The following is a 13,824-nucleotide window of genomic DNA, read 5'->3' on the forward strand; positions in this document are numbered from 1 at the left end:
AACGCGACGTCGCCCTGACCGTCGCACAAGAACGAAAAAACCGCCCGAAGGCGGTCTGCTGCGAGGGCGGCGGCGGGGTGGTCAGGCCCGCCGTCTCCCAAAGGACGATCAGAAGCGGTGACGGATACCGACGATCGAACCACCACGCTTCTCGGCGTTGTTGGCGAAGCGGACCGCGCCCTCGTGCTTGGTGTAGTCCAGTTCGAGGTAAGCGTCGGTGCGCTTGGAGAAGGCGTAGTCCGCGACGAAGGCCACGTAGTGCCCTTTGCTCTTGGTGTTGGCCAGCGCTGCGCTGTAGTGCGTCTGCGTGGCATACCAATAGTGGGCGCCCAAGTTCAGTTGCGGGGTCAGCTGATAGGCGGCGCCCACCGAGATCATGTCCCGCTTCTTCACATCGTTCGCGGCCGCATTCAGCACCGTGCCCAGCAAGCCGGACGTGTAGGCCGCGCCCAGGAGGCCGCCCCGGTCGAACTTGTTGGTCGCCCAGGACAGGTTGATGTACCACGGGCCACTCGTGTACGCGCCGCCGGCGGTGTAGCCCTTGACCTTCTTGCCCAGGGTGTCCTCGACCTGCAGGAAGGCGCCGCCAAAGGCGATGGGGCCCTGGTTGTAGCGCAGCAGGCCGCCGAACGACTTGTTCTGTGAGTTGCCTTCACCCGCCGACACCTGGACCTCACCGCGGATGGGGCCCTTCTCAAACAGGTACTTGACCATGTTGTCCTGGCGCGCGCCCATCGACAGGCCGATCTCCGGCTTGTAGGCCTCGATGTAGGGCGAGTACTTGAAGGACGCGTAGGTCGACGTGTAGATGTCGAACAGGATGTTGTACTGGCGACCCAGCGTGAGGCGGCCGAAGTCGGCCGACTGGATGCCGACCCAGGACTGACGCCAGAAATCGGCGGCGGCCACGGTGCCGGTGTCGGAGTTCAGACGGTGCTCGAGGTTGGCGATGGCCTTCAGCCCGCCGCCCATGTCCTCGGTCACGTTCACCCCGAGACGGCTCTGGGACATGCCACCGGGGATCACCTGCTTTTCGGAGCTTCCGGCATTCGCGTTGCTGGTCCAGCGCAGACCCACGTCAACGATGCCGTAGAGCTGGACGCTCGACTGTGCCCAGGCGGCGCTGGTGCTTGCTGCAAGGATGCTCAACGCCAAGGCGGCTTTCTTCATGTGATGTCTCCTGTATGTTTGGTGTGGTCGCCGAGATCGATTCTCAGCGAAGCCCCCAGACGGAGACGCTTTGTGTTGCACATCGCCCACGCGAGCAAACCCTGTCAAGTTTGTGACGCCCTCCCAGAGGGAAAACCCGCGAAGACTGTCTACAAAATCCACAACAGTGCGTTGCGGCGACAGTGCTTGATCGACTGGCGCATGACCTGGCACCTGCGCGACAGACTCCCTACGGACTAACGTTGAGACGAAAAAAAGCCGCCCCGAGGGGCGGCTTTCGTAGCGCAGCGCGCTGATCCGGAGATCAGAAGCTGTGCTTGATACCGACGTCCAGGCCACCCGACTTGCCACCGCGAGCAGCGGCAACAGCGTTGTTCTGAACGCGGAAGTTCGAGTTGTCGTTGTCGATGATCGACGCGGTCGTGTACAGCGCGGTGCGCTTGGACAGGTTGTGCTGATAGCCGATGGTGAAGGCTTGAGCGTCGCCGCGCGCAGCCACCACTGCGTCAGCAGCGCCGTTGGTCTCAGCCTTGGTGTACTGAGCGGTCACCGAACCGGCAGCCGTCACCGGCACCACGGCGCCGACCGTGAACAGGTTCTGCTTGCGCGAACCGAACTTCAGCTGGCTGAACAGGCCTTGCACCTTCACGACCTTGAAGTCGTAGCTGGCGCCCAGCGACAGTTGCTTGAACTTCGAGCCCAGCGAGTCGGTCGACTGGTAGCCGCCGGCGACGTTGAAGTCGGCGATCTTGTAGCCCAGACGGCCACCGAAGGACTTCTTGCCGTCGGTGCCTTCACCAGCAGCCACGTCGAACGAGCCGTACACGCCGCCCAGGTCGGCCGGCAGGAAGTACTGAACCAGGTTGTCGGCACGGTTGATCGTGTCGATGTTCGAGCCCAGCAGGCTGTAGGTGCGGGTCACATCACCCAGACCGGTGGTGCTGTAGACGTCGAAATCATCGACGACCAGGCGGGTCGAGGTCTTGCCACGGCCCAGACGGACTTCACCGAAGTCGCCCATCAGGCTCACGGAAGCGCGACGGCCCCAGAAGCGGCTAGCGTCAGCGGTGCCGGTGTCGGCAGCCAGGGCGCCTTCCAGCCAGAAGCCAGCCTTCAGGCCGCCACCCAGGTCTTCGACGCCACGGACGCCGATGCGGCTGGAGGAGCTGCCGTCGTTCGTCAGTTGCTTCGTGTCCTGGCCATTGGCCTTCGTGTAACGGGCGGCCACGTCGATCACGCCAAACAGCGTGACGGACGATTGAGCGGCAGCGGCACCAGCGAAACCAGCCAGCACAGCCAGCGCGACGAGAGATTTCTTCATTAGAGACTCCTAGATCTTCAATGAGGTTGCGGTTGGTAGATCGCCCGCAAACCAAGCTCCTGCAATGAAGCTGTGGTGTATTGCAACAGGTCCGATCACGCCTGACCAGCAGCCACCCCGTAAAAGTCCTGATTTCGTTGGATCGAAGCAACGCGTATGGGATTAAAAAATTGTGTCATCACGCATTCGCACAAAGGATCACCCGGCACCACCGAACCACTTGACGCCCCGCTCCTAAACTGCGGCGTCACGCCCACCGCGAGCATTCAAGATGGAATCCCAGCCTCAGCGCCCGGCGCGCATACTTTCTCGAGCGGACGCGTGGATATCCACGCTGGATCACAGCCTGAAGACGCTGGCGGGTGTCGCGCCGATGGCGAGACCGGCGCCCGAAGCGGCGTCCGCCGACGAGCCGCTGGATGAGCCGCAGCGCAAGCTCGCCGCGTCGCTGATGCGGGTCAATCACGTCGGCGAGGTCTGCGCGCAGGCGCTCTACCGCGCCCAGGCCCTGACCACGAGGGACGCGGCCCTGCGTCAACACCTGGAGCACGCCGCCCAAGAGGAGATCGACCATCTCGCCTGGTGCGCCGGGCGACTCCGTGCCCTGAACGACCGCCCGAGCCTGCTCAATCCCCTGTGGTACGGCGGCGCCTTCGCGATCGGTTCCGTCGCCGGGCTGATCGGGGACAAGGTCAGCCTGGGCTTCGTCATCGAGACCGAGCGGCAGGTCGAGGCACACCTCGCCAGCCATCTGGATCGACTGCCCGCGGGCGACCACAGTTCGCGAGCGATCGTCGCGCAGATGAAGGAAGAGGAGGCCCGTCACGCGGAAGAGGCGCGCGGGCTCGGCGGCGTCGACCTGCCTGCGCCGGTACGGGGTTTGATGCGCCTAGCAGCCAAGGTCATGACGCGCACGGCGCACCATCTCTAGCGTGCGCCCTCGCCCGCCCGCCGGGCGGGCGGGCGGGCGGGCGGGAATCAGACCTCGACGATCTCCACCGACGTGGTGATCTCCGCCGTCTTCGCCAGCATGATGCTGGCCGAACAGTACTTCTCGTGGGAGAGCTGAACCGCGCGCTCCACGCTCGCCTGCGGCAGGCCCTTGCCCGTGACGACGAAGTGCATGTGGATCTTGGTGAAGACCTTCGGATCGGCCTCGGCGCGATCGGCACTCAGCTTGACCTGACAACCGCGCACATCGTGGCGGCCGCGTTTCAGGATCAACACCACGTCATAGGCGGTGCACCCGCCAGTCCCGGCCAGCACGGTTTCCATCGGTCGCGGCGCCAGGTTGCGACCACCCCCATCAGGCGCGCCGTCCATGTTGATCATGTGGCCGCTGCCGGTCTCGGCGATGAAGCTCATGCCGTCGGCGCCCATCCAGTTGATCGTGCATTCCATTCGTCGTTCCTTCGTTCCATGGGCCGTTCGAGCCATGCGGGGTGCTGATCTGACCCCACTTCTTGCGGGACCGCCCATCACGGTCACCCACTCTGGCGGTGATTTTGCGCATTTAGAGGCCCGACTCCAGGGCTGGACCCCCCCAAAAAATATTGCAGCGCAACATGCATCCCCCTAGAATTCTAGGCATGCGACAGCGCTATCCCACTCTGTGGGGTCAGCCCCGCACCGATTGTCTCCTCCACCGCCTCCATGGTGGATTCAGCCCGAGGCCACAAGCCTCGGGCTTTTTTTCGTCCGTCGGCGCGCACCCCGCAGCGCAAGGCTCGCTCCTCCAATGGCGAAAGCGCACGGCCCCCGCCTCCCCCAGGCGTGCCCGCGCCCCGGGCAGACCCTCGCTATCATCGTCCGCCCGACTCCCGCCGCGTCCGCGCGGGAGGGGGAACTGGAGGGATTTCCATGGCCGGCACCCGCCGCGCATCGCGCAAGAACACCTCGACGCGCCCATCGGCGCAACACCCCGCGTTACTCCCGGCCGACCAGAGTTATCTCCAACGGATTCTTAACGCCAAGGTGTATGAGGTCGCGCAGGAAACCTCCCTCGACGCCGCCCGCAATCTCTCCAAGCGCATCGGCAACAAAGTCTGGCTGAAACGCGAAGATCAGCAGCCGGTATTCAGCTTCAAATTGCGGGGTGCCTATAACAAGATGGCAAATCTCGCGCCCGAGCAATTGGCGCGCGGGGTGATTTGCGCATCGGCGGGAAATCATGCCCAGGGCGTGGCGCTGTCGGCAAAGAAACTCGGCTGCCGCGCGGTCATCGTGATGCCGGTGACGACGCCCAAGGTCAAGATCGACGCCGTGCAGGCGCTGGGCGGCGAGGTGGTGCTGGCCGGAGAGTCTTTCACGGACGCGTACGGGCACGCGCTGGAGCTCGAGCAGCAGCACGGACTGAGCTTCGTCCACCCGTTCGACGATCCCGACGTCATCGCCGGCCAGGGCACGATCGCGATGGAGTTGCTGCGCCAGCATCCGGGGCCGATCGATGCGATCTTCGTCGCGATCGGCGGGGGCGGGTTGATCTCGGGGGTCGCGGCCTACATCAAGGCGGTGCGGCCGGAGATCAAGATCATCGGCGTCCAGACCAGGGACTCGGACGCCATGGTGCGCTCCGTGCGCGCCGGCAAGCGGGTCACGCTGACCGACGTGGGGCTCTTCTCGGACGGCACCGCGGTCAAGCTGGTCGGCGAGGAAACCTTCCGCATCTGCCGCGAGCTGGTCGACGACTACATCCTGGTCGACACCGACGCCGTCTGCGCCGCGATCAAGGATGTCTTCGTCGACACGCGCAGCATCCTGGAGCCGGCCGGCGGCCTGGGTGTCGCAGCCATCAAGCAGTATGCGGCGCAGCACGGGACGCGGGGCGAGACCTACATCGCCATCACCTGCGGCGCGAACATGAACTTCGACCGGCTGCGTTTCGTCGCCGAGCGGGCGGAGGTCGGCGAGGAGCGCGAGGCGCTGTTCGCCGTCACCATCCCGGAGGAACGCGGCAGCTTCCGGCGCTTCTGTGAACTGGTCCAGGGACGCAGCGTCACGGAGTTCAACTACCGCATCTCCGACCGTCAGGTGGCGCACGTCTTCGTCGGCGTCTCCATCACGAAGCGCGAGGAAGCCGACAAGCTGGTCCGCAGCTTCGAGCGCCATCGTTTCGCCACCGTCGACCTCACCGACGACGAACTGGCCAAGCAGCACGTCCGCCACATGGTCGGCGGCAGGACCGAACTCGCGGAGAACGAGCGCCTCTTCCGCTTCATCTTCCCCGAGCGGCCCGGCGCGCTGATGCGCTTCCTGTCCAGCATGAGCCCGGACTGGAACATCAGCCTGTTCCACTACCGCAACCAGGGCGCGGACTACGGCCGCATCCTCGTCGGCCTGCAGGTTCCGAAGGGCGACGGCAAGGCGTTCAAGGCCTTCCTCGACCAGTTGAACTACCCCTGTACCGAAGAGACCGACAACCCGGTGTACCGGCTCTTCCTGCGTTGAATCGCGTCAAGGGGCCGTGACCGCGCGGGCGCACCGGCGCCCGGACGGCCGGGCGGTTACGGCTTGACACCAACAGCTGCCCCCGGGACAAGGGGCAGAGGCGAGACGGCGGGGGCAATTGCCGATGGCCCGCCCGCGGCGCGGGCCGAGAATGGCGGTCCCCATGTCCATTCATCAGTCCCTCATCTCGCCGACCGCCAATCCGGAGCTGGAACGCGCCTTGCGCCAGCGCCTGGAACGCCGCTGCACGCTGGCCGGCCGACTGGGTGAACTGGAACCGCTCGCGGTGCGGCTGGGACTGATCCAGGCCACGCAGACACCAAAGTTCCGCGACCCCACGCTGGTGCTGTTCGCGGCCGACCACGGCCTGGCGGTGGACGGCATCGCCTTGCCCAACGGTCGCAGCACGCGTGAGCAGGCCCTGCTCGCCCTGCAACACCGCCTGCCCTCGACCGTATTCGCGCGCAACCAGGGCATGCATGTGACGGTGGTCGATTGCGGCATCGCCGAGCCGCTCAGCCCGCAGCAGCGCCTGCTCGCGCGCAAGATCGCGCACGGGACGCGCAACTCGCGGGCCGGCGCGGCGATGACGGTGGAACAGGCCCATGCCGGCGTGCGCGTCGGCATGGAGATCTCCGACAACCTGGCGGGCAACGTGATCGCCTGCGCGGGGCTGGGCCAAGGCTCGCTGGAGGCATCGGCGCTGGTGCTGTCCCGGTTGATGGACATGCCGGTGCAGGACTTCATCATCTCCGGCCCCGACATGCCGCACGACGACCTGTCGCATCTGATGCTGGTGCTGCAAGGCGCTCAGCAGCGGCACCGCGAGGTGCGCGAACCGATGGCGGTGCTCGCGGCCTTCGGCGGATTCGAACTCGCGGTGATGGTCGGGGCGATGCTGGTCGCGGCGTCGAAGCGGCAGTTGATCCTGGTCGACGGCATCGCGGCGTGCGCGGCGTTGAAGGTAGCGTCCATGATCGCGCCGCCGGTCACCGATTACGCGGTGTTCTGCCGCAGCACCACCCATCGCGGATTGGACGAGGCGCTTCAGCTGTTCCACGCGGCGGCGCTGCTGGAGCTCGGCATGGAATGCGGGGATGGCACCGGCGCGACCTTGGCGTGGCCGCTGGTCCGTTGCGCGGCGGCGCTGCTGACGGAAGTCCAGGACCTGCCCGACGGGGCCATCCACAGTCGTCCGTCCGACCTGCGCGACACGGGATCAAGCAACCCGGGCGCGCTGCACACAGGTCCGGGCCGGTCCACGCTGGGCAGCAAGTACTGACCCTGCGCGCGCGTCGACGCGCTCGATCAACCGCTCGGCGTGCTCAACGCCTCACGCGCTACCTCTTTGGAACTACTTGATGGGGTTGGCGCTGCCGTCGCCGGGGGGCATCTGCGGCAAGGAACCGGTGACGGCGGTGGGCGGCACGATGCCGTCGGGTCCCGGCGCGCCAGCATGAGGCTGCATCTGCGGAACGTTGAAATTCGGCGGCGGGGCCATGCCGCCACCCGGCGCGAACTGCGGCGGCGGAGCGAGCACCACATCCGGCGCGCCCGGCGCGAGACTCAGCCGGACAGTCACCGCGTTGCCGGTGCCGAGGCCCACGTCGCGACGATTGATCTCGATCAATTTCAGGTCGCCATCGACGGAAGCGCCCATGCGCACGGGCTTCGGCGGCGAACCGGCGATCGCGATCAGGGCGACACCTTCACCGGGATAGCGCCCGCCGGCGGTCGGAGCCACTACACCCAGCAGCTGGAAACGCGACGAGGTGGATTCGACCGGCGTCTCCGCCGCCTTCGCGGCAGCGAACAGTCGAGTCCAGTCTGCGGGCGCGCTTTCACCGGTCGCGGAACGCGTCATGGCGGGCGCCTGCGGCCCCTTCACCATCAGCGTCAACGCCCAATACGCGAGGCTCGCCGCGAGCGCCGCCCAGACTACGAAGCTTAACCATCGTGCATGCATCCGACGATTATGATGCAGCGCGATGGGCCACCAAGGGTGGCTCCACGAGGATTGCAACACCATGCGTCGACCCTTCTCCAAGTTCTCTCCGCGCCGTGCCCGCGGCTTCACGCTGATCGAACTGATCGTCGCCATCACCATCGTCGCCGTCATGGGCGCGGTGGTCGTGCCGGCGGTGATGAACCACGTGTCCGAAGCCCGTCGTACCGCGGCGCGCTCCGACGTCAACACGCTGATGCAGTCGCTCAAGCTTTACAAGATGGACAACGGCCGCTATCCGAGCGGCGAGCAGGGCCTGGGCGCGCTCGTGGCCAAGCCCACCAACGGCCCGGCGGCGCCGAACTGGAAGGTCTACATCGAGAAGCTGCCCAAGGATCCCTGGGGCAATCCGTACCAGTACGACAACCCGGGCCTGAAGGGCGAGATCGACGTCTACAGCCTGGGCGCGGACGGCAAGCCGGGCGGCGAGGGCTCCGACGCCGACATCGGGTCCTGGGAATAAGCGCGCGGCCCGCCGTGCGCTTCGTTCCCTCCCCCACCGACTGCCCAGAGCCGTGCGCGCGCGTCCGTCCGGCCGACTGCTTCAACGCGGCTTCACGCTGATCGAGCTGATCGTCGCGATCACGATCGTGGCGATCGCCAGCGCCACCGTCGCGGTGGCCATGCGCGACCGCGCCGACGTGCAGCTGGAGCGCGAGGCGCTGCATCTGGCGTCCGTGCTCGAGACCGCGCGCTCCGAGGCCCGCGCGGCGTCGCTCGACGTGCGCTGGGTCCCCGATTCGAACAGCGACGCCAGCCGCTACCGCGTCACCGGCCTGCCGGTCGCGCTGATCAAGCGCCTGGAGTTGGAGCGGCCCTGGCTGGGCGACCCGCCGATCGTCGAGATCGAGGGTGCCAGCGCCAATGGGCGCTCGATCCGCCTGGGGCCCGAGCCGCTGATCGGCGCGCAACGCGTGACACTGATCCGCGGCGATCACCGCATCACGCTGGCCACAGATGGGCTGCGGCCGTTCGCGATCGCGAAGGGCGGCACATGAGACCCACGTCCCCCGCCAGGCCTGCGCCGCGCGACCGCGGCTTCACGCTCGTCGAGGTGCTGGTGGCACTGACGATCGTCGCGCTGTGTCTGGCCGCCGGGCTGCGCGCGGCGGGCGCGATGACCTCGAACTCCGACCGGCTGGCGATCAACTCGCTGGCGCAGTGGTGCGCCGAGAACGAGCTCACCGAGATGCGCCTGACCAAGGCCTTCCCGGGCATCGGCGACAACAGCGTCAGCTGCTCGCAGCTCGGCCGCGACTTCAACGTCAAGATGATCGTGCGCGGCACGCCGAATCCGAACTTCCGCCGTGTCGAGGCACAGGTCTTCGACGACAAGGACCGGCCGCTGCTGACCATCACCACCATCGTGGGACGCAACTCCTGATGCGCCGCGCCACAGGCTCCTCCCGGCGCGCGGCGCGCGGGTTCACGCTGATCGAGGTCGTCGTCGCGCTCGTCGTGATGGCGGTGATGTCGGTCATGGCCTGGCGCGCGGTGTCGGCGTTGACGACCAGCCGCGAGCGCAACGAGGTCGCGATGGATCGCGCCGAGACGCTGCAGACCTTGATCCGCCAATGGGAGCTGGATCTGCGCGAGGTGCAGAAGAGCGACGTGTTCGATGCGTTGACCTTCGACGGCGCGACGCTGCGCATCACACGTCGGCGCGAGACGGGCCTGCAGCTCGTCGCCTGGCAGTTGAAGGAAGGCCGGCTGGCGCGCTGGGAGTCGCAGACGCTGAACAACGCCGATGCGTTGCGGGACGCGTGGTTCCGCAGCCAGCAGCTCAACGCCAAGGAGATGCGCGAGCTGCCGGGGCTCGATCGCGTCGTCGGCTGGCAGATGTACTTCTTCCAGCAAGGCGCGTGGGCCAACGCGCAGTCCACGCTCGACAAGGATCCGGCGAACAGCGACCCGGCGAACAAGAACGCGGCCGCGACCAACGCGGTGCCTGACGGCGTCCGCATGCGGCTGCAGTTCGGCGAGGACAGCGGCTACCGCGGCGAGCTGGTCCGCGAGGTCGCGGTGGAGGGGGGCAGCTGATGCGCGCCGTTCACGCTCCCGCCCGCGCCCCGCGGTCGACGCGATCGCGCCGGGGGGCGGCCTTGCTCACCGCGTTGCTGATCGTGGTGCTGGTGACGACCTTGTCCGCCGCGATGTTGTGGCGGCAGTCGCGCTCGATCCAGATCGAGGCCGCCGACCGCGGTCGCGCCCAGGCGGACTGGGTGTTGCAGGGCGCGCTGGACTGGGCACGACTGATCCTGAGCGAGGATGTCCGGTCCGCGCGCAACAACGCCGCGAAGAGCGACGACCTCGGTGAAGTTTGGGCGGTGCCGCTGGCCGAGGCGCGGCTGTCGAGCTTCCTGTCGCAGGACGAGAACAAGTCGGAGGACGCGGGGCCGGACGCGTTCCTCTCCGGCCACATCGAGGACGCGCAGGGGCTGTTCAACCTGCGCAACCTGGAGACGCAGCCGGCGCAGACCCAGCCCGGACAGGCGCCCGATCCCCAGGCCGTGCAGAAGGCCCTCGACAACCTGAACGCGGCGCGCAGGATCTTCCAGCGCGCGGGCATGAGCGCCTCGATCGCCGAACAGGTCCAGAAGAATCTCATCGCCTCCGCCGGCAGCAAGGGCACGGACCAGCAGGGCGAGGTGCCGTTGAGGCCGGCCCGGATCGAGCAGCTGCGCTGGTTCGGCCTCAACGACGAACAGATCGCCCGCCTGAGCACGCTCGCCGTGCTGCTGCCCAAGGCGCAGACGACGCTGAACCTGAACACCGCGCCCCGGGAGGTCATCGCGGACGTCCTGGGCGTCGATCTCGGCGTCGCCGACAGCATCGTGCGGGTCCGCCAGAGCAAGGCCTTCACCGCCTGGGACGACCGGCTGACCTCGCTGGTGGCGGGGATCCCCGCCACCGACACGCGCCAGCAGATGGCCGCCTTCACCTCGAACTACTTCTTCGTCGAAGGCCAGCTGCGCATGGATGATCGGATCCTCGCCCAGCGCTCACTAGTGTTCCGGGACGGCACTAACGTTCGCGTCATCGATCGGCAGCGCCTGCAACGCCAGTCGACGCTGGCGGGAACCACCAACGGCTACGGGGCCACACCTTGAACGCCGGAGGCGGCGTCGCGCGCCGCCCACGCGCTCTTGAAACGATTGGAAAGAAGAGGGACGGGATGCATGCACTTGTAAAGGCGCGACTACGGGCTTGCTCGGGGGCGCGCGGCGCCGTTCCGTCACGCAAGCCCTCCTAGAATCCGCGATCCTATGAGTACCCTGCTCATCCTCCTGCCGGCCAGCCCGCCTCAGAACGGTGCCGCCCCGCACGACTACGAATTCTGGTTCAGCCACGACGCGCAAGCGCCGGCCCACGCACGCGGGCACGGACAGCGTGCTCCGCTGGAAGCGATGCCGCACGCCGACCGCGTGATGGTGCTGATCGGGGACGACCAGGTCAGCTGGCTCCCCGCGCAATTGCCCAAGATCAAGGGCGCCAAGTTGCGCAGCGCCATCGTCGGCGTGATGGAGGATCACCTGCTCGAAGACCCCGAGCGGCTGCACCTCGCGCTGATGGAAAGTTCCGGCACCGAAGGCCAGTCGCACTGGATCGCCGTGACCGCGCGCGAACCGCTGCGCGCGCATCTGCAGGCGATGGAAGCCGCCGGGCTGCTGGTGGAGTCGCTGCTGCCGCTGTCGTGGCCGCAGACCGCCGGCGGCACGGAGGGCGGGCACATCCACGCCGGGTCCGATGACCGCGCCCGGCTGCGCGTCTCGCGCGTCGACGGCGTGGCCACCTTCCCGCTGGACAGCGGCGGGCTGCGCGGTTGGCTCGGCGAGGACTGGTGGACGAACGCACCGGTGACCGCGAGCCCCGCCGCCTCGGCGGTGGCCGAGCAGTGGCTGGGTCGCCCGGTGGGCGTCCTCAACGACACCGAGCGCGCCTGGGCGGCCCGTGAGGCGCCGATCAACCTGCTGCAGTTCGACCTGACCCCGCGCCGGCGCGGCTGGCAGCGCGTCCACCAGGCGTGGCAGACGCTGCAGACGCCGGCCTGGCGGCCGTTCCGCTGGGGCGTCATCGGCCTGATCGCCGTGCAGGTCATCGGCTTGAACGCGATGGCGTGGCAGCAAGGCCGCGCCATCGATGCGCGCAAGGCCGAGCAGGAAGCGCTGCTGCGACAAGCCTTCCCCCAGGTCCGCGTGGTTCGCGACGCCCGCGCCCAGATGGTCCGCGAGACCGAGGCGCTGCGCGGCAGCGCCGGCCAGGTCGGTCCCGGCGACCTCGAGGACCTGCTCGGCGCCGTGGCGCGCGTGTGGCCGCAAGGCGAGCCGCCGCTGCCCAACGTCCGTTTCGAACAGGGCCGGCTGCAACTCGCCGGACTCTCGCCCCCGCAACGCGCGCAACTGCGCGAGCGGCTGGGCCAGGACCCCGCACTGCGGGTCGCCGAGGACGGCGACACGCTCCAACTCAGCCTGCGACCCGACAACCGATGAACGCCCTCACGACCATGCAACGGGACCTCCGGGCCCGCTGGCAGGCCGCCACGCCGCGCGAACGCCTGATCGCGCGGGTGACCGCCGCGATCGTCGGCCTGCTGCTGCTCTGGCTGATCGCGCTGGCGCCGGCGTGGGCCACCTTGCGCAAGGCACCGGGCGAGATCGACCGGCTTGATCGCGAGCTTCAGCAGATGCGGGCGATGGCTCAGCAGACGCAGGCCTTGAAGCAGGCCGTGCCGGTCTCGGCCGAGCAGTCGATGACCGCGCTGCGGGCCGCGACGGCCCGCCTCGGCCCGGCCGCCGAACTGACGATCACCGGCACGCAGGCGCAGTTGCGGCTGCGCGGCGTGCCCGGCGGCGCGCTGGCGATGTGGTTGGGCGAGGCGCGCCAGGGGGCGCGCGCCCGGCCGCAGGAAGCCGAGCTGCAGAACGGTCCGCAGGGTTTCAGCGGTCGCCTGACGGTGCTGCTGCCCGCAGCGGCGGGGAACTGAGCCATGTCGCGACAACAACGCTTCATGGAGTCGGCTTTCATGCAGTCGGCCTTCATGCTCCTGGCCGCTCCGGGCAAGGCCGTGGCGCTGGTCCGCACCGATCGCGGCGCCATGCGCTGGGCATTGGCCGGCGCCGTGCTGGGCCTGCTGACCGCGGTCGTGGTCTGGGCCCCGGCGGCCTGGCTGGCGAAGGCGGTGGCCTCGGCCACGAATGAACGGCTGCTGCTCGCCGACGCGCGCGGCAGCCTCTGGAACGGCAGCGCGCGCGTGATCCTGAGCCCCGGCGAAGGCAGCCGCGATGCGAGCGAACTGCCGCAACGGCTGGGCTGGTCGTTGCGCCCGGCGTGGGTCGACGGCGGACTGGCCATGCGGCTGACGCTGGACCAGTCCTGCTGCATCAAGCCCGGCGTGCCGTTGACGGCGAGCTTCGGCATGGACCGGGTCACCGTGCGCCTGCCCGACGCCACGCCCGAGCAGCCGTGGATCCGCTGGCCGGCCGCCTGGCTCGCCGGGCTCGGCACGCCGTGGAACACGCTGGCACCGGACGGCGTCATCGCCGTCAGCTCGCAGGGCTTCGTCTTCGAGGGCCGGGGCAAGACGGTCAAGGTGAACGGCATGGCCCAGGTCGAGCTGCGCGACTTCTCCTCGCGCCTGGCGCAGGTGACGCCGCTGGGCAGCTACCGGATGGGGCTCGTGGGCGGCAGCGAGGCGCCGCAACTGATCCTGACCACGATCCAGGGCCCGCTGCAACTGAGCGGCCAGGGGAGCCTGGGCGCGACGCGGACGCAATTCCGGGGCGAGGCGACAGCCGCGCCGGGCAGCGAAGCCGCATTGGCCAATTTGTTGAACATCATCGGGCGCCGCAACGGTGCGCGCTCGATCATCTCGGTGGGATGA

General features: G+C 68.1%; 15 protein-coding genes. 11 read left to right on the top strand and 4 right to left on the bottom strand.

Annotation, left to right across the window (positions count from 1 at the left end; all coding sequences use genetic code 11):
- Window positions 1-108: 108 nt before the first annotated feature.
- Window positions 109-1,170: a porin gene (locus ACQ4L4_RS17800; protein WP_431100240.1), complete on the bottom strand. Its 1,062-nt coding sequence runs from the start codon at window positions 1,168-1,170 to the stop codon at window positions 109-111.
- A 304-nt stretch (window positions 1,171-1,474) separates the two neighbouring features.
- The gene (locus ACQ4L4_RS17805) at window positions 1,475-2,491 is read right to left on the bottom strand and encodes a porin (protein WP_431100241.1); all 1,017 of its coding nucleotides are present in this window, start codon (window positions 2,489-2,491) and stop codon (window positions 1,475-1,477) included.
- A gap of 271 nt (window positions 2,492-2,762) precedes the next feature.
- Between ACQ4L4_RS17805 and coq7 the strand changes: the two genes are divergently transcribed.
- Window positions 2,763-3,422 carry a 2-polyprenyl-3-methyl-6-methoxy-1,4-benzoquinone monooxygenase gene (coq7, locus tag ACQ4L4_RS17810; protein ID WP_431100242.1) on the top strand — a complete coding sequence of 220 codons (660 nt, stop codon included), beginning with the start codon at window positions 2,763-2,765 and terminating at the stop codon, window positions 3,420-3,422.
- Between the two features lie 47 nt (window positions 3,423-3,469).
- Here the strand turns inward: coq7 and ACQ4L4_RS17815 are convergent, their stop codons facing one another.
- Entirely contained in the window at window positions 3,470-3,892 is a 423-nt protein-coding gene (locus ACQ4L4_RS17815) for an OsmC family protein (protein WP_431100243.1), read from the bottom strand.
- A 459-nt stretch (window positions 3,893-4,351) separates the two neighbouring features.
- On the opposite strand from ACQ4L4_RS17815, the gene ilvA reads away from it, so the two are divergent.
- Window positions 4,352-5,938 (top strand): threonine ammonia-lyase, biosynthetic, encoded by a 1,587-nt coding sequence (ilvA, locus tag ACQ4L4_RS17820; RefSeq protein ID WP_431100244.1) that lies wholly within the window; start codon window positions 4,352-4,354, stop codon window positions 5,936-5,938.
- Window positions 5,939-6,101: 163 nt separating this feature from the next.
- Complete coding sequence (locus tag ACQ4L4_RS17825) at window positions 6,102-7,220, top strand: nicotinate-nucleotide--dimethylbenzimidazole phosphoribosyltransferase (RefSeq protein WP_431100246.1); 1,119 nt, start codon at window positions 6,102-6,104, stop codon at window positions 7,218-7,220.
- Between the two features lie 72 nt (window positions 7,221-7,292).
- Here ACQ4L4_RS17825 and ACQ4L4_RS17830 read toward each other — a convergent pair whose 3' ends face one another.
- Window positions 7,293-7,967: a hypothetical protein gene (locus ACQ4L4_RS17830; RefSeq protein ID WP_431100247.1), complete on the bottom strand. Its 675-nt coding sequence runs from the start codon at window positions 7,965-7,967 to the stop codon at window positions 7,293-7,295.
- On the opposite strand from ACQ4L4_RS17830, the gene gspG reads away from it, so the two are divergent.
- The 8 genes from gspG (at window position 7,966) to gspN (ending at window position 13,824) form a co-directional block, all read left to right on the top strand.
- Window positions 7,966-8,406, top strand: coding sequence for a type II secretion system major pseudopilin GspG (gene gspG, locus ACQ4L4_RS17835; protein ID WP_377160066.1), 441 nt, complete (start codon window positions 7,966-7,968; stop codon window positions 8,404-8,406). The genes ACQ4L4_RS17830 and gspG overlap by 2 nt on opposite strands.
- A gap of 52 nt (window positions 8,407-8,458) precedes the next feature.
- A complete protein-coding gene (locus ACQ4L4_RS17840; protein WP_431100248.1) occupies window positions 8,459-8,941 on the top strand; it encodes a pilus assembly FimT family protein in 483 nt (160 codons plus the stop codon).
- Window positions 8,938-9,327, top strand: a complete 390-nt coding sequence (gene gspI, locus ACQ4L4_RS17845; RefSeq protein WP_431100249.1) for a type II secretion system minor pseudopilin GspI — start codon at window positions 8,938-8,940, stop codon at window positions 9,325-9,327. Before ACQ4L4_RS17840 ends, gspI begins: the two co-directional genes overlap by 4 nt.
- On the top strand, window positions 9,327-9,983 hold the full coding sequence (locus ACQ4L4_RS17850) for a PulJ/GspJ family protein (protein ID WP_377160060.1): 657 nt from the start codon (window positions 9,327-9,329) through the stop codon (window positions 9,981-9,983). The genes gspI and ACQ4L4_RS17850 overlap by 1 nt, the downstream gene beginning before the upstream one ends.
- Before the next feature lie 62 nt (window positions 9,984-10,045).
- Window positions 10,046-11,053, top strand: a complete 1,008-nt coding sequence (gspK, locus tag ACQ4L4_RS17855) for a type II secretion system minor pseudopilin GspK (protein ID WP_431100251.1) — start codon at window positions 10,046-10,048, stop codon at window positions 11,051-11,053.
- Window positions 11,054-11,209: 156 nt separating this feature from the next.
- Window positions 11,210-12,433, top strand: a complete 1,224-nt coding sequence (gene gspL, locus ACQ4L4_RS17860; RefSeq protein WP_431100252.1) for a type II secretion system protein GspL — start codon at window positions 11,210-11,212, stop codon at window positions 12,431-12,433.
- Entirely contained in the window at window positions 12,430-12,927 is a 498-nt protein-coding gene (gene gspM, locus ACQ4L4_RS17865) for a type II secretion system protein GspM (RefSeq protein WP_431100253.1), read from the top strand. The genes gspL and gspM overlap by 4 nt, the downstream gene beginning before the upstream one ends.
- 3 nt (window positions 12,928-12,930) lie before the next feature.
- Window positions 12,931-13,824, top strand: a complete 894-nt coding sequence (gene gspN / locus ACQ4L4_RS17870; protein ID WP_431100254.1) for a type II secretion system protein N — start codon at window positions 12,931-12,933, stop codon at window positions 13,822-13,824.

It is taken from the genome of Roseateles noduli (genome assembly GCF_050626985.1).
GTDB classification, from domain to species: domain Bacteria; phylum Pseudomonadota; class Gammaproteobacteria; order Burkholderiales; family Burkholderiaceae_C; genus Roseateles; species Roseateles noduli_A.